Source organism: Micromonospora sp. NPDC048947 (genome assembly GCF_040649495.1).
GTDB lineage: Bacteria > Actinomycetota > Actinomycetes > Mycobacteriales > Micromonosporaceae > Micromonospora > Micromonospora alfalfae.
The window spans coordinates 1-24631 of record NZ_JBEZFO010000040.1 but is presented as its reverse complement, the minus strand read 5'-3'; the positions used below and the strand labels follow the sequence as shown (position 1 = coordinate 24631).

Genomic DNA, 24631 nt, shown 5'->3' with positions numbered 1-24631 from the left:
CGCGCGGGGTTCCTACGCCGCCTTGCGCCCGCCCGGCGGGGCCTCCGACCCCACCACACCTTCCCATTTTCACAACCCCCCCCCCCCCCCCCCCGGGGGGGGGGGGCCCCCCCCCCCCCCCCGCCCGGCTCATGTCAACGCTGCGACAGGCCCAGGCTCACCGGATCAGCGTGCCGGTGACACAGGTCAGCACCTGGCCCTGACCACGGGTGGCGCTCGACGTGGACGTGGCGAAACCGTGGGTTTCGAGCAGTAGTTCGGTCGCGGCGAGGTTCGCGGTGGCGTGCGCTTCGGTAGGGCGCTCGCCAACGACGTAGAGCCGTCCTCCCGGCGCCAGCAGGCTGCGCACCCGAGCGATCTGCTGCGCCGCGTCGCCCAACCAGAAGAGGCTGACGTTCACCGCGAAGATCTTGGTGAAGTGGTCGGTAGGCAGGTCGGCCGACTCGAACCCTGCTCGCCGGATCTCGGCCCTGCCGGCGTCGATGTGGCTCAGGTTCCGTTCGGTCGCGAGCCGCACCATCGTCGCGGCGCGGTCGATGGCGACGATCCGACCGGTGGTGAGTTGGTCGGCGACCAGGGAGACGGCGGCTCCCCGACCGCAGCCGATCTCCAGCACCTGGTCGTCGGGCGCGACAGCCATAATCTGCACCGCCCAGCGCTGCCGGTGGGCGGGCGTCACCCGGGACGATTCGTTCGCCGCCGGCGTCGCGTCACCGCTGGACGAACCCGGATCGCGGGTCGAAAGAGTGGACCTCACGACGTCACTCGCCGGTGCCTTCTCTGCTCACATCACTGATTCCACCCTCTCGGCGGAGTCGGTGCACCGTGTCCTCGGTCACCGGACCGGATCGACACGTGCGACAGCTGTCAGTGCACGGGCACCGGGCTGACGTCCCCGAGGGCGTCCGTCGGGGCCGGGACGTGCTTCGGGGCGTCGGCGTTCACCATGGCCACGGAGACGAGGGCCGCCGCGAGCACGAAGCCGACGGCGACCCAGTACGCGACCGAGTAACCGTGCATCAGCGCCTCGTTCCGCTGCTGGGCCTGCGCCGCCGGGCCACCGTGTGAAACCAGGTAGGTGGCTGCCGAACTGGTCGCGATGGTGTTCAGCAGGGCGGTGCCGATCGACCCGCCGACCTGCTGCGATGAGCTGATCATCGCGGAGGCGACACCGGCGTCCTTGGGCTCGACGCCGTGGGTGGAGATGCTCATCGCGGGCATGAAGGCGGTGCCGATGCCGAGCCCGATCACGGCTTCGGCGAACGCGATCTCCAGGAAGCCGCTGTCCGCGTCGAGCACTGCCAGCAGCACCAGACCCACCGCTGTGACGAGATACCCACTGACCATGATCGGCCGGGGGGCGATCCGGTGCGCGAGTCGAGCGCCGATCTGCGTGGCCCCGATCGCCTGCGGCACTGCCATCGGCATGAACGCCAGACCGGCCAGCACCGGCGACCATCCCTTGACCTGCTGGAAGTAGTAACTGAGCAGGAGGAACATCCCGAACATGCTGACGATCGCAAGTCCAACCGAGAGGTACGCGGCGGCCCGGTTGCGTTCGGTCAGGACGCGCAGTGGCAACAGCGGGGACTTGACCCGCGCCTGCACCACGACGAAGGTCGCCAGCAGCAGCACCCCGGCGGTGAACGACCCGATGGTCACCCCGGCCGACCATCCGTGGCTCTCGGCGACACCGAACCCGTAGACCAGGCCGACGAGTCCGGAGCTGGCCAGCAGCACGCCGGGCAGGTCGAGTCGGGCGCGGTGCCGCTCGCCGTCGTCGTGGACGGTGCGACTGGCGCCCAGCATCCCGATGACCGCGATCGGCACGAGGACGAACATCGCGAAGCGCCAGTTCAGGTACTGGGTGAGCAGCCCTCCCACGATCAGGCCGACAGCGCCGCCGGCGATCGAGACCGCGCTGAACACGCCGAACGCCTTCGCGCGTTCCCTCGGCTGGGTGAAGGACAGGGACAGCAACGAGAGCGCGGCCGGCGCGAGCAGAGCCGCGAACACACCCTGGAGTGCTCGGGCGAGCAGCAGCATCGCGGCGTTGACGGCCAGGCCGCCGATGGCCGAGGCGATCGCGAAGCCGGCCAGCGCGATCAGGAAGGTGCGCTTGCGCCCGACCATGTCGCCGATCCGGCCACCGACAAGCAGCAGACCGCCGAAGGCCAGACCGTACGCGGTCACCACCCACTGCCTGCTCCCGTCGGTGAAGTGCAGCGCCTGTTGCGCCGAGGGGAGCGCGATGTTCATGACCGCCCCGTCGAGCACCACCATCAGTTGAGCGATGGAGATGAACAACAGAGCCTTCCACCGCTGGGACTCCGGGGCGGTGCGACCTGTGGGCATGAGTGATCCTTAAGAGAGCTTTGCGAGGATTCGAGCGACTCGCCCAACGTTAACCACGTTGTGGAACGACCGCCAAAGATTGTGCCGACGATTACGGGGCTGTCACGCGGTGATCTACCGGCCCTTGCGGCCGTGCTTGGCACCTAGAGCCGACAAATCGGGAGGAGGCAGGGCCTGCAAAGGCGTCGCCTGTGAGTGCCGTTACTTTGTCGAACGTTCCAGAAAAGGCTAGCGTTCCGTCTCACGAAGAGCCCCACGGGCCCCCCGTGGCGGCTCACCAGTCGAAGTGGATGTGAGACGAGATGTCTGGACGGTTGGAAGCAAAGGTGCTGATCGTGACCGGTGGCACGCAGGGCATGGGCCTGGCGTTCGCCCAGCGGGCGGCCACGGAAGGGGCCCGCGTCGTCATCGGCGCCCGGGACAAGGACCGGGGCGAGGAGGTCGCCGTGCGGATCAGGAAAGCGGGCGGCAGCGCCCTCTTCGTGCCCACCGACGTGACTGTCGAAGAGGACATGGCGCGGCTCGTCGACGCCGCCGTGACGGAGTACGGGCGGCTGGACGGCGCGTTCAACAACGCCGGCGGTGGCCCGATGGCCAGCGTGCGCGAGACCGACAGCGACAACTGGCACCGGTCGCTCGCCCTCAACCTGACAAGCGTCTTCTACGGCCTCAAGTACGAGCTGCCGGCGATCATCGCCTCCGGCGGTGGCGCGGTCGTCAACAACGCCTCGGTCTCCGGCGTGAAGGGCGACGGGACCCAGGCCGCCTACAACGCGGCGAAGCACGGGGTCATCGGTCTGACGCGCTCGGCGGCTCTGGACGTGGCGCGCTCCGGTGTGCGGGTCAACGCCCTGGTCACCGGCCTGATCGACACCCCGCTCTGGCAGGGCGTGGTCAGCCAGGCCCCGGAGATCGCCGAGCGCTACCTGTCGGCGCAGCCGACCGGACGAGCCGGCACCTCCGACGAGGTCGCCGCGCTCACCGCGTTCCTGCTCAGCGACGAGGCCACCTTCATCAGCGGCGCGTCCATCGCCATCGACGGCGCCCTCACCGCCTGAGGCGTCGAGGCACCGAGGTCCGGTCCGGGGTGGCTGTTCCAGCAGCCGCCACCCCGGACCGGGCAATGCGTCAGGCGATCCGGTAGGCCCGCTGAATCGTCTGCGTGACGGTGTTGCCGGCGGTGTCGGTGGCGGTCAGTCGCAGCGAGACGAATCCGGCCCGTCGCGGATGACTGATCAGCGCGACGTTCCGGATCACCGGCAAGGCGACCCACGTCCGGCCGTCGTCGAACGACGCGGACACGGCGAGCATCCGGTTGGGTGCGGCCTTCGAGCCGGCCTGCCGGTCCAGCGCCACCGGGATCGTCATGACCCGGCCGGCCCGTGCCGTGTTCCTGTCGTCGAGCACTGGCGTCGCGCGAGCAGTGCTCAGAGGCAACCGCTCCGGCGACGTGGTGTGCGCCGAGGTGAAGGTCCAGGCCACCGAGACCGACGTCGACAGGGTGTCCGGTGCGCCGCGGGTGGCCGTCGCCTCCAGCCGGTAGGTGGCCTTCCCGGCGGGCACCGCGAACTCGGCCCACGGGCTGTCCGAGGTGCCGATCTCCTTACCGTCGCGCAGCAGCCGGAACCGCACCGGCTGGTCGTCACGGCTCGCGGGGCGACCGGTCGCGTCGCCGAACAGGGGCACCGACGCGATCGAGATGGTGTCGCCGTCGCGGCCCGCGTACCCCAGGGGTGACAGGGTCGGCGCCTGGGTCACGGAGGGCCCGAACGGGGCCGCGTTCCAGGTCTGGGTGTACGTACGCCCAGACCTGAAGGTCGAATCCTGCGCAGTGAGGTTGTCCCCCTCGACGAACGTGGACGTCCAGACGATGCCGCCGTCGGTGTTGTAGTACTCGGTGCCCTTGAACGGCAGGTCGACAGGCGTGTTCGACCCGATCGGGCCCGCGCCTCCGGGCGCCGACGCGCGGTGGAACCGGGTGGCCGTCGCCGTCGTGGACTGGCTGCGGTAGGTCGTCCTGACCGTGGCGAGGTTCTTCGGTGACAGCTTCCTGGTCAGGCCGGTGAACATGTCGCCGTTGGCGACGTACGCCAGGTCGTAGGTGTAGGGGCTGTTCCGGAAGGTGCCGTCCCTGCCCGGTCGGGCGAGCCCGACGCCCAGCGTCGCGGTGAACTCGGGTGCCGCGACGGCGGGCCCGAGTCGGCCGAAGAAGACGTCGGTGAAGGAGACTCCGCTGAGCTGGACGCCCGGGTAGCGCATGCCGTCGTCCCAGTTGGCGCTCACGTTGATCGAGGTCGGCGCGGCGTCGCGCTGCGGCACTGTCACCGCGACGGGCTTGGCGTTGCGGGCGTCGACAGCCTCGGTGACCGGGCCGCGTACGTCGAGGACCGGCTGCGCGAGCAGGGTCGACACGGCACCCTCGTGGATGGTGCTGTACAACGCGTACCGCCCCTTGGGCAGCCGCAGGACGCCGCCGCCCGGTGTGGTGGGGAGGGTGCTGAACTCGCCGGTGGCCAGGTTCGCCGCCACTGTCGTGTACTCGGTGGCCGGCTTGCCGTCGCGTCCGGTGTGGTTGAGCCGCACGTCGTAGCTCTCGATCTCGCGGTTCAGCACGAATGGCGTCCGTACCCGCAGGTCGCCGGGGGCGGTAGCGGTCAGCGCGCCCTGGTAGACGCCGTCCGGGGCGTCCACCCTGGTGTCCACCGTGATCGTCGCCTCGGCGCGGCCACCGGCCGGCACCACAAGTGTGGTCGGGCTGACGGTGAGCATGCCGGCCGGGGCCGGAGCGATGGCCAGCGTCAGTGTGACCGGCGCGGTCCCCGTGTTGCGGTAGCCGACGACCTGGGTGATCGGGCTGTCGTCGGCGTGCGGCCAACGCTGCACCGGAAAGTCGATGGCGGCGACGTCGGCGGCGACCGGCTGGGCGACAGCGCGGGCGATGTCCACCCGGCCGGCGCCCTGCTCGTAGATGGTGTCCTCGCCGGTCGGCTTTGCCGAGTCCATCAGGGCGGCCTTGAGCTGCGGGCCGGTCCAGTCCGGATGCTGCCCGGCGAGAATCGCTGCGGTGCCGGCCACGTGCGGGGTCGCCATCGACGTACCCGACATGGTGGCGTAGTCGCCGCCGGGGGCGGCGGCCACGATGTCGACGCCCGGCGCGCTGATCTCGGGCTTGATGTGGTTGTCGCCGACGCGCGGACCCCGGCTGGAGAAGTAGGCCCGCTGGTCGTCGGCGTCCACGGCGGCGACGGCGAGAGCGTCGTCGGCGGAGGCCGGCGAGGAGACCGACTTCGGCTTCCCCTCGTTACCGGCCGCGACAACGAAGAGGGTGCCGTACCGGTGGCTCAGTTCCTGGACCGCGGTCTCCAGCGGGTCGAGGCCGGGTGCGTCGTCGCCGCCCACGCTCAGGTTGACAACCCGGGTCTGCGGCGCGAGCCACTGCATGCCGGTGATGATGTCCGAGTCCTGGCACTCGGTGGTGGCGCAGACCTTGCCGACGAGCAGCTTCGCCCCCGGTGCCACACCGCGGTACCTGCCTTCGGAGGCGGCGCCGCTGCCGACGATCGTCGACGCCACATGGGTGCCGTGGCCGACCGAGTCGGCGGGGTCGTTGCCGCCGGTGAAGTCCCGGACCTCGGCGAGGTGGCCGGCGAAGTCGGGGTGGCTGGCGTCGATCCCGGTGTCCAGCACTCCGACGGTGACGCCGGTGCCGTCGAAACCGGCCTGCCACGCCGCCGGGGCACCGATCTGCGGCACGCTGCGATCGAGGGAGACAGTGCGCTTACCGTCCAGCCAGATGTGGGTGACCCCCGCGGTGAGGGTGCGCGCGGACGACGTACCTCGGGTGAGTGACGTCCAGAGGGTCACCCGGTCGTCCCGGTCCGCCCGGACCGCGAGCGCGTGCGCGGCCGGGAGGTCGGCCCGCACCCGCCCGGCACCCCCGGTGGTCGCGGTCCGTGCCCGCGCCGCCATGTTCTCGGGGTACGCGACCAGCAGCGGCAGTTCGGCTGCCCGGTCGTCGTAGCCGAACTTGCCGAGCGTGCTGAGGTCGAACAGGCGTCGATCGAGCCGTCCGTCCCGCACCAGCGGCATCGCGTCCACCGGGATGACGTACTGGTGGCCGTCCTCCCGGCTGCTCACGAACCGCATTCCGGCCCGACCGGGCCCGCGCTGGATCTGTGGTCGTCCCGCCGCGTCCAGCGAAACCCGGTCACCGGTGATCAGGGTGAATGTTCCGTGGGTGCCAGGGGCCGTGGGCGTCGGCGTTTCCTGCGCGTTCGCCGGTTGGGCGATCAGGCCCGCCGCAACCAGCGCTGTCGCGAGTACGCCGGCTGTCAGGGCGCGTCGTTGCCGTCGTCGCACATCGTCCTCTCCGCCACGGGCGTCTCCCGGGTCGGCACGATGACGCCCGACCGGGTCGTCAGGTTGATCACAGTGGTGTGACAGAGGCCACAATCACGCCCCGCGCCGACGTGACCGGTCCACCCTGGCGAGTTCCATGCGGCGGTGACCAGGGGACGAGGCATGGGAGGGCACCGGTCGGATGCGTGACGCCGAAGAGTTCGACGCCCTCTACGCGGCCTGTGCGGGTCGGGTCGTGGGTCACGTGTACGCGCTCACCGGCAACCGCGCCGAGGCGGAGGACGCCGTCGCCGAGGCGTTCATGCGGGCCTGGCAGCGATGGGCGACGGTGCGGGAGACGGACAGTCCGGAGGCGTGGGTCCGTCGGGTGGCCTCCCGGATCGCTGTGAGCAGCTGGCGCAAGGCGTTCAACCGGGTACGCGCGCACCGCCGGGCAGCGGTCGACCAGGGCGTGCCCGGGCTGAACGAGGACCACGTCGCGCTGTTGCAGGCGCTGCAACGGCTGAGCGCCAACGAGCGGCGGGCTGTCGTGCTGCACCATCTCAACGACCTCAGCGTCGCGGAGGTGGCAGCCGAGATGCAGGCCCCCGTCGGAACCGTGAAGACGTACCTCGCCCGTGGGCGGAGAGCGATGGCCGGCTTGCTGACCGATGCGCACCAGGAGGAGACCTCCCATGGCTGATCCGCGCGACGATCTCACCGCGATCGTGGACGAGGTCCGGCGAGTCACCACGCTGCCGGGGGCACAGGCGTTGCGGCACCGCAGCGACAGGCGTCGGCGGCGTCGGGCGGCCGTCGGTGCAGTTGGACTGGCCGTGGTGGCCCTCGCCGCCGGCACCGCTGTGGTGCAGGTGCGCGACACCGTCGAGACGCCTGGCGGCGGTCCGGCCTCCCAGGTCGCACCGCCAGTGGTCCCTTCCGGGACCGCTTCGGCGGGACCGCAGGAGATCCTCGGCGGACGGCGGCAGGTCCAGATCGTGCTGCCCGGCATGCGTGGGGCAGCGTTGGCGATCGACAGCGACGGCGATCAGGTGCGGGCCACCACCGAACAGGGCATCGACGATCGGGCGCTGTGGGTGCTGCGCCCCGAGGGCGACAGGTACCGGATCCTCCTGGCGTCCGGTGCCGACGCGATCTGCCTGACAGTCGTGCACGACGCCGCGCCGGGCAGCGTGCGCGGCCGGGCGTGTGATGCCGCCGCCTCGACGCAGCTCTTCCGGATCGATCAGGTGCCGGACGGCAGCTACTCGATCTTCCAGGGCAAGCGTTACGTCCAGGTGGTCGACGGCACCAACGCGCTGGTCCCCGACCTGCCCGAGGGTCTCACCACCACGTACGAGTTCGAGGACGAAGGGCCGGCCCCACGCTGAGCGCGGGGCCGGCCCTGTCGCGTCCGTTCCGGTCAGGTCGGGAGACGACGCGATTTCGACCCCGTCGCGTCCGGGTCGAATTTCGGCGGGCGTGGGTCGAGTTTCGACGGGCGGGGAAGCCAGATCATCCTGTCGACCACGACGGCGGCCGAGGTGACGGTGGTCGAGGTGTAAGTGTCCCGGCTGGCCGTGACAGTGACCGTCAGCCGCTGCCCTAGCAGCGCCACAGGGATCGTGAAGGTCGAGCCGTTCGCGTTCCCGATCTTGACGCCGTTCGCTGACCACTGGTACGAGTAGCGCTGCGCGCTGGGCGTCCATTCGCCCGGGTCCACCGTGACGGTGCCACGGGCCGCCATCGTGCCGCTGATGGTGGGTGGCCGGACCGACTGCATCGGCGGGGGCAGGGGTGGGCCGATCGTGAACGCGTTGGCCAGGACCAGCGGCTTGAGCGTCCCGTACGGGTGCAGGGTCAGGGTGGCCGGACCGAGCACTGCGCCGCTGAGATCCACCTCGGCGGTGAGCGTCCGGCGGTCCGCCGAGACCGTCTTCACCCAGGCCCGGATCGGCATCGTGCGGTAGGGGCTCACCTCGACCTTGTCGTCCTGGTGCAAGTGGGTCCCGTGGATGGTGATCGTCCTCAGGTCACCGGAGGGCACGGTGCCCGGAGCGACGGACTCGACAGTGGTGACAGCGTTGGCGACCGCGAACCGGTGGTCCTTGAACGTTCGGGACCAAACGCCGTCGGCTCTGAGCCGGGTGACCCGCAGACGGTGGGCACCCTCGGCCGTCGGCGTCCAGGTCACCTGCGCGGTGCGGTCGGCGCGGGCCGGGACGGTCACGTCCGGCCCGCTGTTGATCGAGTAGCGGTAGCCGACGGTGTCGGGCAGGTACGAGCTGAAGGTGAAGGTGCCGGTGGCGAGTCGGCCGCTGCCGTTCTCCGGGAAGTCGACGGAACTGACCTGCGGCTCGTCCGTCGTCGTCCAGACCTGGGTGCCCCTCTCCGTCGGTACGCCAGCGGCGTTACGGGCGATGACGCTCACGTAGTTGTGGCCGATCACCATCGTGCTGAAGCTGAAGGTGACCTTGCCGTTGGCGGACGGACGGAGAACCTGTTTCGTGCTGTCGTCGTCGTTCAGCGTCGCCACGTAATCGACGATGTCGGCCATCGAGCTGTGCGCGGTGAAGGTGGACGAGGTGCCGGTCGCCGTGCTGCCGGTGCGGGTCACGGTCGGTGCCGCACCGTCGACCGTTACGTTCAGCCAGCGAGGGGTGGACAGGGTGCCGTCCGCGCTCCGGCTCTGGATCCGCAGGCCGTCGACGCGGGTCTCGGTGGCGGTCCAGACCAGGTCGGCGCTGCCGCCCGGACGGGCCGCCAACGTGGTCTTCACCACCGGCCGCTCGTCCAGGCCCGAGTACTCCGGCCAGTACAGGTACTCCACCACCTGCGGCGCGCGCGGGGCGAGGTGGATGGTGAGCGATGAACCGATCGTCACCTCCCCACGCGTGTCACCGGTGAGAACCGGGGCGTCGTCCACAGCGAACGCGTAGGCGCGCGGGGCGTGGGCGGTGCCGTCGTGCGTGACGCTGTGGACGTACAGGGTCTGCCGGCCGCCACGGGTCGGGGCGATCATCGCCGTCGCCTTCCCGCTGGCATCCGCCGTAACGGTGCCGGACGGCCCGCCTTCGTCGATCTGCCACGCGAAGGAAGCCGTGCCGGCGACCGTGGCCCGGAACTCGAACGCGCCCGGTACGCCGACGTTGTAATCCTGGTTTGGTGTCGACTCCGGGTATGCGGCGGAGAAGACCTCCGGTCGGGTCTCCTTGACATGGAACGTGTGAACCGCCCGTTCGGACCTGTTTCCCGCGCGGTCGACGGCATGAACCGTCAGTGAGTGGAGAGAGGCTGCCTTGGGCGTGAACGTGACGACCGCCGGCCCTCCGAGACCGTCAGCGTCGACAGTGGATTCCTGGTACTCGTCAGGCAGCTCGCCGGAGTAGAACTCGTAGAGGTAGCTGACGGTGTCGGCGGAGGCCGAGGTCAGGGTGAACGTGCCGGGAACACCGATCGCGCCACTGCCGGCCCAACCGCTGGCCGGGTAATCGGTCGAGGTGACCGTTGGTGCCCTGCCTCCGCTGCGGTCGACGGTAAAGTGGCACGTGTTGCTCCACGGCGATGCGTCCGCGCCGTCGAGGACACGCACCCGCCAGGCGTACGTGACGCCGTCGAGCTGCCGCGACTCGTCCTCGAGTTGGACGTAGACGGTGTTGCTCTCCTCGCCCATCTCGACGAGCCACTGCTGCGGTCGTGCCGGGTCGGTCACGTCCCACACCTGGAAGTCCGCCTGCCGTCCGCTCCGCGGCGTACCGCTGTGGGTGCCCTGTAGCGAGACGGCCTCGGCGCTGCCGAAGCGTTTCGGGTTCAGGTACGGCCCCGGGGCGGCGCTGGCGCAGGGACTACCGGCGGTCTTGAGATCGGTCGGTGCGCTCGCCGCCGCGGTGGCGGTGGCGGAGGTGAGCCCCACCGCCGCGCCGCAGACGAGCGTCACGGCGACGCCCAGCGACACCATCCGTCGGTGAATGCGCGAAGCGGTACTCAAACCCTGCCTCCACTACCGGTCCGATCATGATCAATCGGTAGAGGATCGCACGCCGGGCTGATCCACGGCAGCCCGTCTTTCCGGTCCGAGAATCAGCCGAACGGGCGCGGCGACCGGGCTACCGGCGTGGGAGCCCTCCGGTGTGTCAGAGCCAGACCACGAGCCCGGTCAGATCGTTGAGGACCGCGGCGACGCCCGCCCGGATGGCCGCCGCGCACCGGTCCGCTGTGAACGAGTTCGGGTCGTACGTCGAGGACATCCCGAGCCCTTCGCCACGGAACGACGCGCCGTCCCAGTCGACAGCTGTGACGTTGTGGGTGGGCTCGGCGAGTTCCGCGCCGACCACGAGGAACTTCTCGTCCAGGTGGTTCGGGGTGACCAGCGCGAGCCCGTCGATGAGGTCGTTGCCCGCGCTGACGATGAGGTCCGGGCCCATCTCCATCGCCTTGGCGATGCTGGGAACGGCGTCGTGCGCATTGCCGACGACGATGGTCCTCAGATCGACGTGCTCGTCGTCGGCCCACTCCTCCACCGCCGTCACGAGGGCCTTGGTCGGGTTGTCCGCACCGCTGGTCAGCAGAACGACCCGGTAGTCCTTCGGCGGGTGGACGTCGGCCCACGAGCCGGGCTGCGGGGTGATGGTCGCCTCCGGCGCGGGCTTCGTCGAGGGGTCGACGAACCCGCTGCCGAGAGTGCCGATGGCGCTGGGCGCCGGACGTGGCTCGGACCAGTCGTCGCTGGAGTTGCAGGCGGTGACCAGCGCGGCGGTCGCGGCCAGCATGGCAACGGCCCGAAGCGGGGGGCGCAAGGTGATCGTCCTCCGGGTGGTGGCGGAAAGTGCGCGTACTTCTTCGTATTCCTATCTCAATTCCGGTCACCGGTAATCGGTGGGCGGTCGTTCGGGGAAGTTGTTCTCCGGCGGTTCGTCGGTGCGCGGGTTGGTGTTCACCCACGACATGCAACGTGCACTGGCCAACCGAGGGAGTCGAATGTCAGGCCGCATCCGTCGTACCGTTATCGTCGCCGCTGTCGGGTTCGCCGCAGCGGTTGTTCCGTTTCTGGGCACCTCACCGGCGTCCGCCCACGGCTTCTCGTCGACTGTGTACGCGAAAATTGCAGCGGGAGATGAGGGTCACATTCGGACCGGCGTGGAGCTCGAATACGACCTCCTCGTCGTCTCCGCCGCGGATGCCGGCGACGACGACCCGCTCTTCCGGGCGGGAACCGCCGCGTTCGAGGCGGGCGACACCGCCGCCCAGGCCGCCGCACTGAAGGGTCACGCGTCGGCGGTTCTCCGGTACGTCTCCGACCGGTTCGCGGTGAGTTCCCGGGGTGCGGCCTGCCTGCCGACGCAGGTGGGTGACGCGACGATCGGTGAGCGCGAGGGCGTGCCGTACGCGAACCTGCTGCTCGACTGGACCTGCCCGGAGCGGGTCGACGAGCACGTGGTGCGCAGTGGCCTCTTTCCTGATGGCGAGGGCTACGTCAAGGGCACGAAGACGATCGTCACCTACGAGATCGACGGCCGTTCGGGCAGTGCGGCGCTGGACGCCGCCAACCCGTCCTTCTCGACCGCACAGGCCTGGTACGAGCGGTTCGGCGAGTTCTTCCTCCTGGGTGCCGAGCATCTGCTGACCGGGATCGACCACATCCTGTTCCTGCTGGCGCTCATCGCCGGGTCTCGGCGGCTTCGGGAGATCGTGCTCGCGGCCACCAGCTTCACACTGGCGCACTCGGTGACGTTCCTGCTCGCCGCGCTCGGCCTGGTCGAGGTGCCGGGGGTGATCGTGGAGCCGATCATCGCGTTGTCGATCGCCGTCGTCGCCGGTTGGCACCTGTGGGGCATCTGGCGGCGCGGTGAGCACGCGACCGACCTGGAGACGGCCGAGCGCGGCCACTTCGGCCTGGATCGGGCCGGCTGGATCCGCCTCGGCGTGGTGTTCTGCTTCGGCCTCGTGCACGGCCTCGGATTCGCGGGCGCGTTGGGTATCGACGAGGCGTGGTCGTGGACCCTGCTGTGGTCGTTGCTGGTGTTCAACGTCGGCATCGAGGTCGTTCAGTTGACGATTATCGCTCTCGTCTTTCCGCTGCTGTTCGTGCTGCGCCGTCGTGCGCCGAAAGCCGGCCTCTGGGCGACCGGGGCCGTTTCTGTGGGGGTGTCCATTATGGGGTTGATCTGGTTTGTGCAGCGCATTTCTGGATCATGAGCAGGGCTAAGTAGTTCGTGAAGTGCAGTCTTTCGCAAGATCACGTTCATGATCGGTTCATCGGGCGACGAAACCGTGGAACTGCTTCCCCAGCGTCGGGTGAAGGCACAATCCATTTCTCTATTTGAAAAGGGAACAATGTCGATGACATTGAGCACCTCGACACGGGCCTCCGCGCTCGTGCGGCGGCGCCTGGTCGCCGGGGTCGCAGCCGGTTTCCTCGGAATGGGCGCGGCCCTCGGCAGTGGCCTGATGGCCACTGCGAGCGCGGCCGAGTCCACCACGATCACCGGTGTGGTCCTCGGCGTCGGCGCCAATGAGACCCAGCGCATCGTGAGCTGGTACTCCTCCGCCGACACCGCGCAGAAGATCCAGCTCGCCCCGACCGCCGAGATCGTCAACGGCGAGTTCCCGGCCGGCGCGGTCAGCTTCGACGCCGTCGGTGCCGCGAACACCTCGACCACCGGCTTCAACCGGCACGCCACGATCAGCAACCTGCGTGAGAAGACGGCGTACTCGTACCGGGTCGGCGCCGAGGGCAGCTGGTCCCCGGCGTACGCCTTCAAGACGCAGGACTTCGAGGGCGACTACGACTTCCTGTTCTTCGGCGACCCGCAGATCGGCTCCTCCGGGGACCGGCTGAAGGACCAAGCCGGCTGGGAGGACACCCTGAAGGTCGCCACCGCGGCCAACCCGAACGCCGAGCTGCTGGTCTCCGCCGGCGACCACGTCGAGAGCGCCAACGACGAGGGTCAGTGGACCTCGTTCCTGGCCCCCGAGCAGCTGCGTCAGATTCCCCTCGTCGCGACCATCGGCAACCACGACGTCGGCGGCAAGTCCTACGAGCAGCACCACTTCACCCCGAACACCGACCGTTCGTCCCAGTACTACAACGGGGACCAGGCGACCCGGTCCGGCGGCGACTACTGGTTCATCCACAAGGATGTGCTGTTCATCGACCTGAACAGCAACAGCTACGTCAACCCGGCGGACGGCTCGGCCGGCGGCGACGCGGCGCACGTCGCGTACGTCACCGACGTCATCAACAAGCACGGCTCCGAGGCCAAGTGGAAGGTGCTGGTCTACCACCACTCCATCTACTCGCCGGCCAGCCACGCGACCGACACCGACAACAAGCAGCGGCGGGAAGACTTCACCACCGCGTTCTCCAACCTCGGCGTCGACATGGTCCTGCAGGGCCACGACCACAGCTACACCCGCAGCTACTCCATCAAGAACGGCCAGAAGGAGAACCCGGCCGAGCAGCCGGGTGCTGCCGACGTGTTCCCCGGCCCGGGCGGCGTCATCTACGTGACGGCCAACTCGGCCTCCGGCTCGAAGTACTACGACATCAAGAAGCCGGACACCACCGGCACCGGCATCCGTGGCAACGGCCCGGACCCGCTGGACCCGAACAAGTACTGGTACAACTCCGTGCAGAACCAGGAGCACGTGCGCAGCTACGTCAAGGTGCAGGTTCGCGGCGACAAGCTGGTTCTCGCGAACGTTCGCAGCGGCACCTGCGCCGCGCCGAACGCGGCCGTCGAGAAGGGCCTCTCCTGCGTCAACACCCCTGACGGTCAGCCGGTCGGCTCGATCGTCGACAACGTGACGGTGCACCCGTTCCACGGTGACGGCCAGGCCATCCAGGTCAACGTGCCGAACCCGGCTCCGGGCGAGTTCGGCTGGACGATCGACGGCTACAACGGCCTCGTCGACCTGGGTACCGCGCAGGAGCGCAACGGCACCTACTTCCAGGCCAACGGCAAGATCAACCCGATCCTCGTGTCGGACAGCCGCCGGTCGCTCGCCCCGTGGTCGATCTCGGCCAACGTCGGCGACTTCTCCGACGCCGACAAGAAGTTCTCCGGCTCCTACCTCGGTTGGAACCCGTACGTGCTCGACGCCGGCGCGGGCGCCGAGGCCGGCGCCCCGGTCCTGTCGTCCCTCGACGACCAGGGCAAGGGCCTCTCGGTCTCCAGTGCGCTCGCCGCAGCCGCGCAGGGTCACCCGCGTGGTGGCGCCAAGCTCGGCGCTGACCTGGACCTGAAGATCCCGGACAGCATCGCGAAGGGCAGCTACCGCACCACCCTCACGATCACTGCCTTGAGCAGCTGACCGGACTGTTCCATTCGGCGGGGTAGGCACCTTCGGGGCCTACCCCGCCACCGGTTCACCCACTACCAAGATCACCACAAGGACTTGAGATGCAACCGTCCGTAACGCGCTGGAAGACAGCCCTTCGTACCACCGCACTGTCCCTGCTCGCCGTCGTCGCGGCCGTCGGTGTCGGCGCCGGCCCCGCCCTGGCGGCGGACGGTAACGTCGCCTGGACGGTCCGGACGGCCTCCAACGGCTACGGCGAGGCCCGGTCCAGCTACAGCTACAACGTCAACCCGGGCGGCGCCGTCGAGGACGCCATGGTGGTGGCCAACCGCGGCCCGGCACCGCTGACCCTCTCCGTGTACGCGGCCGACGGCTTCACCACCGACGCCGGCCAGCTCGACCTGCTCACCAAGGACAAGAAGTCGATCGCGATCGGCGCCTGGGTGAAGCCGAACGCCGGCAGCGTGGTGATCCAGCCCGGAAAGACCGCCCAGGTCCCCTTCGCCGTCAACGTTCCGGAGAACGCCACGCCCGGGGATTACGTCGGTGGCATCCTCACCACGCTGACGCAGGCCGACCAGGCTGAGGGGATCAACGTCGACCGGCGCCTCGGTATCCGGATCAAGTTGCGGGTGGGCGGCGAGCTGAAGCCCAACCTCGCGATCGAGAACCTCCACGTCACGTACGCCGGGCCGACCAACCCGTTCAGCAAGGGTGACGCCACCATCACCTACAAGGTCCGCAACGTCGGCAACGCGGCTCTGTCCGGCAAGCAGGCGGTCACCGTCTCGGGCCCGTTCGGCCTGCTGCGGGTGCGGGCCGAGGACGTCGCCGCGCCGCCGGAGCTGCTTCCGGGTGAGAGCTGGGACGTGACGGTGCCCGTACACGGGGTGGCTCCCACCATCTCGCTGGCCGCGACGGCGACAGTGACACCCCTGCTCACCGACGCCTCGGGCTCCACCACCTCGCTCAAGCCGGTCGAGGTCACCGCGCACGGCTGGGCCCTGCCCTGGGTGCTGGTGCTGGTGCTCGTCGTGCTGATCGCCGTGCTCGTCGGGGGGTACCTGTACCGACGCCGCAACCGGGCGCAGAGCAAGGCGCGCGAGGACGCCCGCGTACGCGACGCCGTCGAGCAGGCGCTTCGTGGCCCGGAGCCGCAGACCTCCTGACCGCGGCTCCGCTCACCTCGGCTGGCTTCGGCCGGCGGCGGTTCCCACCCGCTGGGTCAGGCCGATCGCGAGCGCGATCACGGCGATCACCAGCACCGCCGCCGGCACTGATGCCCAGGTCGGGGCCGTACGCAGCACCACGGTGCCGAGCACGGCGCCGACCACCAGCCCCGCCAGCCGGCCGACGCCACCCACGTCGGCGAACCGGTGCGGGTCGACGACGCGACGCCGGACCAACTCGGTCAGCGAGCCGGTCAGGTAGGTGGTCGACGCACCCCGTACGCCGGCGGCCACGGTGATCACGCTCTGGATGCCGCTCGACACGGCCGCCATCGCCAGCAGCACGAGCCCGAAGCCGTACCCGGGACGTGCCGAGCAGGCGAACCAGCCCACAGTGAAGCCGAGCAGCAGCACCGCCTCGGCCGACGTCACCACAGCGGTACGGCGGTTCCAACCCGGCGGGGTGTGGCGCAACGGCACGGTGGCAGCGGCCACGCCCGCCGCGTACCCGCCAACCGCCACCACCGCCCCGGCGAGCGACCTGGTGTCGGCGGTGGCGAGCGCGTGGCCGAAGTGCACGAGGTTGCCGGTGATCACGCTGGCGAAGTAGCCGTTGAGCTTGGTCAGACAGATCACGTCGAGGCAGCCGGAGGCCGTGGCGAGTGCCACCAGGAGCCAGGCCGTGGCCCGCGTCGACGGAGCGTGCACGATGCCCCTTCCGTCGGTAGTGCGGCCAGCGCGACGCGCCCGGCCTCAACGTCGAACGCGCCGGCGCTCGCGCCCGGCGGGTACGCGGACATTCCCGTGCCCACCCCGGTTACGCCCGGCCAGGCCCACCGGACGCGGGCGTTCGTCCTTGTGGGTGAACGACGCTCGGCCCCGGGCCACGCCCGTTCCCGAGCCGGCATGCTGCGACGGTGACGCCGGCACGGAGAGGGAATCCACATGGTTGACGGGGATGTGCCAGAGCGGATGCAGGCCGCGGCCTTCGACGAGTTCGGCGGGCCGGAGGTGATCACCCTGCGGAAGCTGCCGATCCCGCAGGTCGCCGACGACGAAGTGTTGATCAAGGTCTTGAGCGCTGGCGTCGGGGTGTGGGACGCGTACGAGCGTGAGGGTGTGCTGGTGCCGGAGGGCTCGGCGCTCCCGATCGTGCCCGGCTCCGACGGTGCCGGAACGGTCATCGCCGCCGGCAGCAAGGTGACCGGTCTGGTGGTGGGTGACCTGGTCTACGTCTCCGCCACCACCCGTCCGAAGGGTGGCTTCTACGCCGAGTACGCGTCGGTCAAGGCGGAGTACGCGGCGAAGATGCCCGACGGTGTGCCCGCCGAGCACGCCGGAGCCATGCCCACCGATGCGCTGACCGCGCTGGCCGGACTCGACGCGATCAGCCTGTCGGCCGGCGACTGGCTGCTGATCTTCGGTGCGAGCGGCGGTCAGGGTCACCTGGCCGTGCAGTTGGCGAAGCGGCAGGGGCTGAACGTGATCGCCGTGGCGTCCGGGGCGGACGGCGTCGCGCTGGTGACCAGGCTCGGCGCCGACGTGTCCCTCGACGGCCACGGCGACATGACCGACGTGCTGACCCGGATCCGGGACGCCGCGCCGGGCGGGGTGAACGCCATCCTGGCGATGGCCGGCGGCGCGACGCTGGACCGGCTCACCGAGGCGCTGGCCGACGGCGGTGTGGTCGCGTTCGCCCACGGGGTGCGGCCGGAGCCGCAGGAGCGGCCGGGCGTCATGGTCCGGGCGTACGACGGCGAGTCGAGCCCTCGACAGTTGCAGCGCCTCAACGAACTCATCGAGGCCGGGCCGTTCGTCGTGCACGTCGCGGAGAAGTTCCCGCTGGGCAAGGTGCGGGACGCGCACCAGCGCCTACAGACGTCCTACGCCGGCAAGCTCCTGCTGACTGTCGCCTGACACGTCAGGGCGTGCGCTGCTGCGGCACACGTACCGAAGCCATGCCGGCCGCCGTCGCGGCCTGGATGCCCAGGTCGGTGTCCTCGAAGACCAGGCAGGACTCCGGGGGTACGCCGAGCTGCTCCGCAGCGAGCAGGAACGCCTGCGGATCGGGCTTGGCACGGGTGTAGTCGTCGGCGCAGACCAGCACGTCGAACCGGTCCAGCAGGCCGAGCGCCTCCAGGGAGGCGGTGACCGACGCGCGGGTGCTGCCCGAGACGACGGCGAACGGGACCCGTCGGTGTGCGTCGTGGATGTGCGCCAGCACCTCGGGCACGGCGGCGAGCTGCGGCAGCAACTCCTGGTAGTAGCTCTCCCGGCGCTCGACGACGGCCGCCACCGGCATGGCAAGACCCTGCTGCTCGTTCAGCGCGACGATGATGTCGGCGGTGGGCCGTCCACCCCAGGCGTAGAAGAGGTCCTCGGGGAACTCGCAGTCCCACTCCGCCAGGGCCCGCTGCCAGGCCAGGTAGTGCAGCGGCATCGAGTCGACGATGGTGCCGTCGCAGTCGAACAGGTACGCGGCGAACGGTCCGGGAGGCAGCGGCAGACTCACCCGGGAAGGGTACAGCTCACTCGCTGGTGACGGCTCTCAGCTGGCTGAGCAGGTGCGCGCGCTCCGGTTCGGTGCCGACCAGCGTCAACGCGCTGCGGTACGCGGCAGCGGCCTCGTCGTACCGGCCGAGCCGGCGCAGCAGGTCGGCCCGCGCCGCCGGATAGGGGTGGTAGCCGCGCAGCCGGGGCTCGTCGGCCAACTCGTCGAGTAGCGCGAGCCCTGCCGCCGGCCCGTCCCGCATGGCGACCGCGGCGGCCCGGTTGAGCGCCACGATCGGTGAGGGCACCAGACCGAGCAGCACGTCGTAGAGGGCCACCACCTGCGGCCAGTCGGTGCTGGCCACGTCGGCGGCCTCGTCGTGGAGCGCGGCGATGGCGGCCTGCACGCCGTACGGCCCCGGCGCTCGGCCGGTCAGCGCGACCACCACCAGCCCGCGCCCCTCCTCGATCATCTGACGGTCCCAGCGTTTCCGATCCTGGTCGTCGAGAAGGATCATGGCGCCGTCCGGCCCGGTACGCGCGTCCCGCCGGGCGTGGACCAGCAGCATCAGACCGAGCAGCCCGGCGACCTCCCGCTCGGCCGGCAGCAGCCGGCGCAGGATCCGGCCCAGCCGGATGGCCTCCTCGGCCAGGTCGATCCGTTGCAGATCCGGGCCGGAGCTGGCCGCGTACCCCTCGGTGAAGACCGAGTAGACGGCCTGGAGCACCGTGGGCAGACGACCGGGCAGCTCGTCGGGTCCCGGCACCCGGAACGGGATACGCGCGTCGCGGATCCTCCGTTTGGCGCGGACGAGTCGTTGGGCCATGGTGGCGGGCGGCACCAGGAAGGCCCGCGCGACCTCGGTGGTCGTGAGGCCGGCCAGGAACCGCAGGGTGAGCGCGCCGCGATCCTGCGCGGCCAGCGCCGGATGCGCACAGGTGAAGAAGAGCGCCAACCGGTCGTCGGGCAGGTCGCGGTCCGCGTCGGCGGGTGGCGCGTGATCGGCCCGCTCGGCCTCCGCCTGCAGTACGGCGAGCCGGGTCGCCAGCACCCGGTCCCGCCGCAGCCGGTCCACCGCCCGACGCCGAGCCGTGGTGAGCAGCCAGGCGCCCGGCCGGCTCGGGACGCCGTCGGCCGGCCAGTGCGTCAGCGCCGCCTCGATGGCCTCGGAGGTGACCTCCTCGGCCAGGTCGAGGTCGCCGAAGCGGCGCACGAGCGAGGCGAGCAGCCGACCGCGTTCCTCCCGGAACACCGCCTCCACCGACGACCCGACGGCTGCCCCCTCACCCTGCACTGTCAGACCTGCGCGTCGATCTCGAAGATCGGACGGACCTGGACCGATCCGGTGCCGACGGCTCCGGGGCTGCGGGCCGCCCAGTCCAGCGCGGCGTCGAGGTCCGGCACGTCGATGACGTCGTACCCGCCGAGCAGCTCACGGGTCTCGGCGAACGGCCCGTCGGTGATGGTGCGCTCGCCGTCCGGGTTGACCTGCACCGTGGTGCAGGTGGTCAGGTCCTGCAAGGGATGCCCGGAGACCCAGACTCCGGCGTCCTTCATCTCCCGGTCGTAGCGGATCCAGTCCTCGAAGCTGCACCCGTTGTCGACGACCTCCCCGTCAACCATCGGGCTCATGAACAGCAGCATGTACTTCACGTTTCGGCTCCTCTCGGTGCGGCGGGTCGCCGTACAGCATGACGACGAACGCGGGCCGGTGATATCGACACGGCGTGGCAGATCTTTTTGGCCGGGCCGTGTCGGCTGTGCTCAGGAGAGGCGCGGTTGCGCTGGGTCGGGTCGTTCGGCGCGTCCGTCCAGCCGTCGCTCGAACCAGGTCACTCCGACCAGAAGGGCGGTCAGCACCGTGAGCGCCGCCAGTGGCGGCACGGATCTGCCGATGGGCAGCACCGCCAGCGGCAGCAGCCCGGCGACGATCTGCGTCGGATACACCGCGCCAACTGTCAGCCTGCGGAAGACCAACCTGCTGAGCAGGTAGAGGGCGGCACCGCCGTAGAGCGCGGTAGCGGCCTCCCAGCCCAGCCGGCCCGGGTGCGCCGACTCCTCGGTGAGCTGGGCGATCACCTCCTCGATGCCGAGCGCGACGTAGATGGCGCCGATGATCAGGGTGGAGTGCGCGAGGCCGTACGCGTCGCCGGCCACGCGGGCCCGTCGCTCACCCGGCACGTTGCTGACCGCCTCGCGGGCGGAGGACGCCAGCCGATCGAAGTAGAGCCACCACAGGCAGACCGTGCAGGTGAGGCCGAGCAGTGCGGCCACCAGGGCGGAGCCGACAGGCGCCATCGCCCTCGGACCTGCGCCGGCAGAGATCAGGGACTCACCCAGCGCGATGATGAGCACCAGGCCGAACCGCTCGCTGAAGTGGTCCACGCTGCGCAACTGCCACGGCCGGAAGGTGGACGCGATCCGGGCGCCGCCGATGTTCAGCAGAAACGCGACAGTCCAGAGCGCCGTCTGGGCTGCACCGCCGAGCAGGGCACCGATGATCAGCGGGACCCAGCCCAGCAACACCGGCACGGCGAAGAACCGCAGCGTCGACCGCAGCGGAGGGTTCGTCGTGCTCGCCCAGAACAAGATCACGAGCTGCACGGCCCGGCCGACCACGTAGGCCAGGGCGAGAGTCAACGGCGCATCGAACAGTTCCGGGCTCTGCTGCCAGGCGTCCGGCAGCACCAGCGCGGCCACGAAGATCGCCGCCATCGCGACCAGGGTGACCGCGCGGACCGGGCCGACATCCGGCCGGACCAGGTTTCCGACCCAGATGTACGGCGACCAGGAGTACAGCAGGAGGAGCAGGAGGAGCAGCCCCTGCGCCAGGGTGACAGCGCTCGGCGACCCCGCCATGAACGTGATGACCCTGGTGAGTGCGAAGACGAAGACCAGATCGAAGAAGATCTCGAACATCGTGGTCCGGTGCGTCACCCCCGCCGGAACCGGGTGAATGCCGATAATCCTCCCCATTCTCGCATTCTGCGTCATCTCGGCCGGCGGTGTGCCGCCGAACATCAGGTCCCGCAGCGCTCGCACCGTGCCGGCGACCGTGCCGTCGAGCTGGCCGGACCGGCCGAGGGCCACGCTGATCACGCCGCCGGACGGACGCCCCGGCCTCAGGTCGAGGCGTCCGTCCGGCGGCGGCTCCGCTCAGCCCGCCGCCGCACCTGCTGGTACGCCCCGGTCAGCCCCATCGCCCGGCGTACCTCGAACACCGTCTGGCGTACCTCCTGGCGGGTCCGCTCCGTACCCTCGACGATCAGCCGGTCGACCAGGCCCCGGTCGGCTTCGATCTCGGCCCGGCGCTGCCGGATCGGCGCCAGGAACCCCTCCAGCGCGACGATCAGCCGTTCCTTGACCTCCACGTCACCCACCTGCCCGGCCCGGTACCGCCGGGCCAGGTCGGCCACCTCGTCACGGTCCGGATTGAAGACCTCGTGGTACGCGAAGACCGGATTGCCTTCCACAGTGCCCGGCACGTCGGCCCGCACCCGGTTCGGATCCGTGTACATGCCGAGCACCTTGCGACGCACCGTCGCCGCGTCGTCGGAGAGCGCGATCGAGTTGCCCCTGCTCTTGCTCATCTTGGCGGCGCCGTCGGTCCCCACCAGGCTCGGTGTGTCCGCCGGGATCAACTCCGGCACCGGAAAGACGGGGCCGTACAGGTGGTTGAACCGCCGGGCGATCTCCCTGGTCACCTCGACGTGGGCGGCATTGTCCCGGCCGACCGGCACCACCTCCCCCTTGACGCAGAGGATGTCCGCGGCCTGGAGCACCGGATAACCCAGCAGCCCGTACGGCATCTCCTCCTTGCCGGCGTCGCGGGCCATGTCCTTGAGCGAGGGCACCCGTTCCAGCCGGGGGACGGTCACCAGGTTCTGGAGGAGGGTGTTGAGGTCGCCGACCTCGGGGATGGCCGACTGGAGGTAGAAGGTGGCCCGGTCCGGGTCGACGCCGGCGGCGAGGATGTCGGTCACCATCTCGCGGGCGTTGCCGGAGACCTGGTCGATGTCCTCCCGGCGGTTGCGGGTGGTGAGCATGTGCAGGTCGGCGATGATGAAGAAGCTCTCGTAGCTCCGGTGCAGCCGTACCCGGTTGGCGATGCTGCCGACGTAGTGGCCGAGGTGCAGGCGGCCGGTGGGCCGGTCGCCGGTGAGCATTCGTGCGACGGACATGGTGGTGCCTCTCGTATCCGAAGGTGGGTCACGCGTGGGCGCGCGGCGAGCAGGGCTGACTCAGCCCTGCTCGGTCAGCGGGATCGACTCAGCGAGTCGCCCGCCATCGCGCGCCGGCGCGAAACCGCAGACCACCGGCACGGAGGACGTTCAGAAGTTGCTCACGGCCATCGCCGGAGCTGCTCGGGATCTCGGGCACGGCACCGAAGACACGGCCGTCGACCAGGTCGACCGCCTCGGATGCGCAGCTGCCCGTCCGGACCACTGCCTCAGATTACCCGCGGGATGGCGCCGGGAGGGGGGAGGTAGCTGTCGGCGTAGTAGGCGCCGACGCGCTCCCGGTACTCCTGGTCGGCAGCAACCGGATCGAACGGTGGCGCGTCCTTGATCTGCTGGCGGGTCCGGTCGACGTGCACCACGCGTTCCTGGTGATCCACCCGGTCGACCGTCCCGGCCGGCAGCAGCACCTTCTGGCCGAAGATCCACGGCCCGGTGTCCACCACCAGGTGCCCGGCGTCCGCCTCGTCGCTCGTCTCGTCGATGGTGCCGATGCGCCCGTCGCTCGCCTGCACCTGGTAACCCACCAGGTCGACGGGCGTACCCGGGCCGGGGGCATCCGGGCCGTCGTGTCCACCCTCCTGACCCTCCGGAGGGGTGACCGAGGGGGTGGTCTGGGTAAAGCCGCCGGCCAGGGCGGACGGATCACGCCAGGCCCAGGGGTTGAAGATCGAGGGTTGCATGGGGCACCTCCAAGGGACGGTCCTCAGCTGTCCCCCTTCGCAGTGCCCACCCCGCTGACGCCGGAAACAAGCTCCTGTCCAGGTGTGGCAGGGCGTTCGATTCCGCGCAGCCGATCCGGTGAGCAGGTGCGCTGGCATACTCGGCTGCCATGGTGCTGTCGCGAGGGTGGAGTCTCTTCCTGGTCGGAGTCGGCGTCTGGACCTGGGTGATCTGGCCGAGGTTCGCGGTGGCCATCTGGCAGGACCCGCGGTCCTGGGCGTCCGGCACTGTGGCGGACGGCGCGGCCACCAGCTTCCTGTGGGTGCACGCGCTGCTGATCGCCGCGTCCCTGGCAATCGGCACCACAGCGGGCGTCCTCGGCGTCCGGGCCTGGCTCGCCACCCGGCGGCGGCAGCCGTCCTGATCGCCCACGCCGCTGCTGCGGATCAGGCCGGTCGGTACCCCTCCTGCGGGCAGTCTCCGAGCCCTCGTCGCCGGCCAACGGTTCTGACCTGGGGAAACTGTTCGGACGAGCGAATGTGACGCGCGCCGCTACCCGTGGATTTGACGATCAAACCCGCAGACGCGTAACTTTCTCTCTGCCAGCGCGGAACGGGGCAAACGGGACGAAGGTCCTAGAGCACCGAAACGGGATGGCAACCGGGTCAAGCAGGGGTTCGCTCCTGGGAGACGCGGTCCGGGCGGGGCTCGCCGGATCGGCCGCGAGGCGGATTTGGTGCGGCGAAGCCGACCGGGTAAGGTTCACGACCGGCAGGGAACCGGGCGAGACTGCGGGAAACCGCAGCGGCCGGTCTGCTGAATCCGACGACCTGACGCAGCGGTTCGCTGCTGCGTGAGTGCGCCGGCGCTGACCCGTACGAAGCATGACAGACCGGGACACACGGTTTGACACGGCGAAGACGGTGAGGTAACGTAGTAAAAGTGCCCGGCGCGAGAGCGGCGGGGACGCGGTACGAAAAACCCCGGTTGGGGTTCCACGTGGTGGGGCTTCTGGTCGGTGTGTGGTTGTTCTTTGAGAACTCAACAGGGTGCTTGTAAAGCCAGTGCCAATTATG

21 protein-coding genes are annotated in these 24631 nt (G+C 70.1%); 9 read left to right on the top strand and 12 right to left on the bottom strand.

What is annotated here, in order from left to right:
• Positions 1-157: 157 nt before the first annotated feature.
• Both AB0B98_RS32435 and AB0B98_RS32430 read right to left on the bottom strand, forming a co-directional pair.
• On the bottom strand, positions 158-757 hold the full coding sequence (locus AB0B98_RS32435) for a class I SAM-dependent methyltransferase (RefSeq protein WP_357367611.1): 600 nt from the start codon (positions 755-757) through the stop codon (positions 158-160).
• A gap of 110 nt (positions 758-867) precedes the next feature.
• Complete coding sequence (locus AB0B98_RS32430; protein ID WP_357367609.1) at positions 868-2355, bottom strand: MFS transporter; 1488 nt, start codon at positions 2353-2355, stop codon at positions 868-870.
• Positions 2356-2657: 302 nt separating this feature from the next.
• Between AB0B98_RS32430 and AB0B98_RS32425 the strand changes: the two genes are divergently transcribed.
• Positions 2658-3413, top strand: coding sequence for an SDR family NAD(P)-dependent oxidoreductase (locus AB0B98_RS32425; RefSeq protein WP_357367607.1), 756 nt, complete (start codon positions 2658-2660; stop codon positions 3411-3413).
• 70 nt (positions 3414-3483) lie between these two features.
• Here AB0B98_RS32425 and AB0B98_RS32420 read toward each other — a convergent pair whose 3' ends face one another.
• A complete protein-coding gene (locus AB0B98_RS32420) occupies positions 3484-6492 on the bottom strand; it encodes a S8 family serine peptidase (protein ID WP_357367605.1) in 3009 nt (1002 codons plus the stop codon).
• Between the two features lie 96 nt (positions 6493-6588).
• Between AB0B98_RS32420 and AB0B98_RS32415 the strand changes: the two genes are divergently transcribed.
• From AB0B98_RS32415 to AB0B98_RS32405, 3 genes are all read left to right on the top strand, one after another.
• On the top strand, positions 6589-6795 hold the full coding sequence (locus AB0B98_RS32415; RefSeq protein WP_357268328.1) for a hypothetical protein: 207 nt from the start codon (positions 6589-6591) through the stop codon (positions 6793-6795).
• A 100-nt stretch (positions 6796-6895) separates the two neighbouring features.
• The gene (locus AB0B98_RS32410; protein WP_091396991.1) at positions 6896-7396 is read left to right on the top strand and encodes a sigma-70 family RNA polymerase sigma factor; all 501 of its coding nucleotides are present in this window, start codon (positions 6896-6898) and stop codon (positions 7394-7396) included.
• Positions 7389-8084, top strand: a complete 696-nt coding sequence (locus tag AB0B98_RS32405) for an RICIN domain-containing protein (protein ID WP_357367603.1) — start codon at positions 7389-7391, stop codon at positions 8082-8084. Before AB0B98_RS32410 ends, AB0B98_RS32405 begins: the two co-directional genes overlap by 8 nt.
• Positions 8085-8116: 32 nt before the next feature.
• Here AB0B98_RS32405 and AB0B98_RS32400 read toward each other — a convergent pair whose 3' ends face one another.
• The gene (locus tag AB0B98_RS32400; RefSeq protein WP_357367601.1) at positions 8117-10681 is read right to left on the bottom strand and encodes a hypothetical protein; all 2565 of its coding nucleotides are present in this window, start codon (positions 10679-10681) and stop codon (positions 8117-8119) included.
• 145 nt (positions 10682-10826) lie between these two features.
• The gene (locus tag AB0B98_RS32395) at positions 10827-11489 is read right to left on the bottom strand and encodes a hypothetical protein (RefSeq protein ID WP_357367599.1); all 663 of its coding nucleotides are present in this window, start codon (positions 11487-11489) and stop codon (positions 10827-10829) included.
• Between the two features lie 340 nt (positions 11490-11829).
• On the opposite strand from AB0B98_RS32395, the gene AB0B98_RS32390 reads away from it, so the two are divergent.
• The 3 genes from AB0B98_RS32390 to AB0B98_RS32380 all read left to right on the top strand — a co-directional run bounded on the left by AB0B98_RS32390 (position 11830) and on the right by AB0B98_RS32380 (position 16163).
• On the top strand, positions 11830-12888 hold the full coding sequence (locus AB0B98_RS32390; RefSeq protein ID WP_357367597.1) for a HupE/UreJ family protein: 1059 nt from the start codon (positions 11830-11832) through the stop codon (positions 12886-12888).
• Between the two features lie 144 nt (positions 12889-13032).
• On the top strand, positions 13033-15006 hold the full coding sequence (locus AB0B98_RS32385) for an FN3 domain-containing metallophosphoesterase family protein (protein ID WP_238668955.1): 1974 nt from the start codon (positions 13033-13035) through the stop codon (positions 15004-15006).
• An 89-nt stretch (positions 15007-15095) separates the two neighbouring features.
• A complete protein-coding gene (locus tag AB0B98_RS32380; protein ID WP_357367595.1) occupies positions 15096-16163 on the top strand; it encodes a DUF916 domain-containing protein in 1068 nt (355 codons plus the stop codon).
• Positions 16164-16175: 12 nt separating this feature from the next.
• On the opposite strand, the gene AB0B98_RS32375 is transcribed toward AB0B98_RS32380, so the two are convergent.
• Positions 16176-16871 (bottom strand): YoaK family protein, encoded by a 696-nt coding sequence (locus AB0B98_RS32375; protein ID WP_357367593.1) that lies wholly within the window; start codon positions 16869-16871, stop codon positions 16176-16178.
• A 237-nt stretch (positions 16872-17108) separates the two neighbouring features.
• Here AB0B98_RS32375 and AB0B98_RS32370 point away from each other — a divergent pair, with 237 nt between their 5' ends.
• Complete coding sequence (locus AB0B98_RS32370) at positions 17109-18080, top strand: NADP-dependent oxidoreductase (protein ID WP_238668958.1); 972 nt, start codon at positions 17109-17111, stop codon at positions 18078-18080.
• 4 nt (positions 18081-18084) lie between these two features.
• Here AB0B98_RS32370 and AB0B98_RS32365 read toward each other — a convergent pair whose 3' ends face one another.
• The 6 genes from AB0B98_RS32365 to AB0B98_RS32340 all read right to left on the bottom strand — a co-directional run bounded on the left by AB0B98_RS32365 (position 18085) and on the right by AB0B98_RS32340 (position 23575).
• Positions 18085-18675: an HAD family phosphatase gene (locus AB0B98_RS32365; protein WP_357268346.1), complete on the bottom strand. Its 591-nt coding sequence runs from the start codon at positions 18673-18675 to the stop codon at positions 18085-18087.
• A 16-nt stretch (positions 18676-18691) separates the two neighbouring features.
• Positions 18692-19948, bottom strand: a complete 1257-nt coding sequence (locus AB0B98_RS32360; protein ID WP_357367591.1) for a sigma-70 family RNA polymerase sigma factor — start codon at positions 19946-19948, stop codon at positions 18692-18694.
• A gap of 2 nt (positions 19949-19950) precedes the next feature.
• The gene (locus AB0B98_RS32355; protein ID WP_357367612.1) at positions 19951-20298 is read right to left on the bottom strand and encodes a YciI family protein; all 348 of its coding nucleotides are present in this window, start codon (positions 20296-20298) and stop codon (positions 19951-19953) included.
• Between the two features lie 120 nt (positions 20299-20418).
• Positions 20419-21753, bottom strand: a complete 1335-nt coding sequence (locus AB0B98_RS32350; protein WP_357367589.1) for a low temperature requirement protein A — start codon at positions 21751-21753, stop codon at positions 20419-20421.
• A gap of 23 nt (positions 21754-21776) precedes the next feature.
• Positions 21777-22835: a tryptophan--tRNA ligase gene (trpS, locus tag AB0B98_RS32345; RefSeq protein WP_357367587.1), complete on the bottom strand. Its 1059-nt coding sequence runs from the start codon at positions 22833-22835 to the stop codon at positions 21777-21779.
• 269 nt (positions 22836-23104) lie between these two features.
• On the bottom strand, positions 23105-23575 hold the full coding sequence (locus AB0B98_RS32340) for a PRC-barrel domain-containing protein (protein ID WP_357367585.1): 471 nt from the start codon (positions 23573-23575) through the stop codon (positions 23105-23107).
• A 149-nt stretch (positions 23576-23724) separates the two neighbouring features.
• On the opposite strand from AB0B98_RS32340, the gene AB0B98_RS32335 reads away from it, so the two are divergent.
• Entirely contained in the window at positions 23725-23979 is a 255-nt protein-coding gene (locus AB0B98_RS32335; RefSeq protein WP_196920212.1) for an SCO4848 family membrane protein, read from the top strand.
• Positions 23980-24631 lie beyond the last annotated feature (652 nt).

Excerpts from the sequence above, each read along its gene's own strand:
- AB0B98_RS32425 (WP_357367607.1), top strand. The coding sequence starts at position 2,658 with ATGTCTGGACGGTTGGAAGCAAAGGTGCTGATCGTGACCGGTGGCACG.
- AB0B98_RS32335 (WP_196920212.1), top strand. The coding sequence starts at position 23,725 with ATGGTGCTGTCGCGAGGGTGGAGTCTCTTCCTGGTCGGAGTCGGCGTC.
- AB0B98_RS32370 (WP_238668958.1), top strand. The coding sequence starts at position 17,109 with ATGGTTGACGGGGATGTGCCAGAGCGGATGCAGGCCGCGGCCTTCGAC.
- AB0B98_RS32340 (WP_357367585.1), bottom strand. The coding sequence starts at position 23,575 with ATGCAACCCTCGATCTTCAACCCCTGGGCCTGGCGTGATCCGTCCGCC.
- AB0B98_RS32405 (WP_357367603.1), top strand. The coding sequence starts at position 7,389 with ATGGCTGATCCGCGCGACGATCTCACCGCGATCGTGGACGAGGTCCGG.
- AB0B98_RS32355 (WP_357367612.1), bottom strand. The coding sequence starts at position 20,298 with ATGCTGCTGTTCATGAGCCCGATGGTTGACGGGGAGGTCGTCGACAAC.
- AB0B98_RS32410 (WP_091396991.1), top strand. The coding sequence starts at position 6,896 with ATGCGTGACGCCGAAGAGTTCGACGCCCTCTACGCGGCCTGTGCGGGT.
- AB0B98_RS32430 (WP_357367609.1), bottom strand. The coding sequence starts at position 2,355 with ATGCCCACAGGTCGCACCGCCCCGGAGTCCCAGCGGTGGAAGGCTCTG.
- AB0B98_RS32385 (WP_238668955.1), top strand. The coding sequence starts at position 13,033 with ATGACATTGAGCACCTCGACACGGGCCTCCGCGCTCGTGCGGCGGCGC.
- AB0B98_RS32380 (WP_357367595.1), top strand. The coding sequence starts at position 15,096 with ATGCAACCGTCCGTAACGCGCTGGAAGACAGCCCTTCGTACCACCGCA.
- trpS (WP_357367587.1), bottom strand. The coding sequence starts at position 22,835 with ATGTCCGTCGCACGAATGCTCACCGGCGACCGGCCCACCGGCCGCCTG.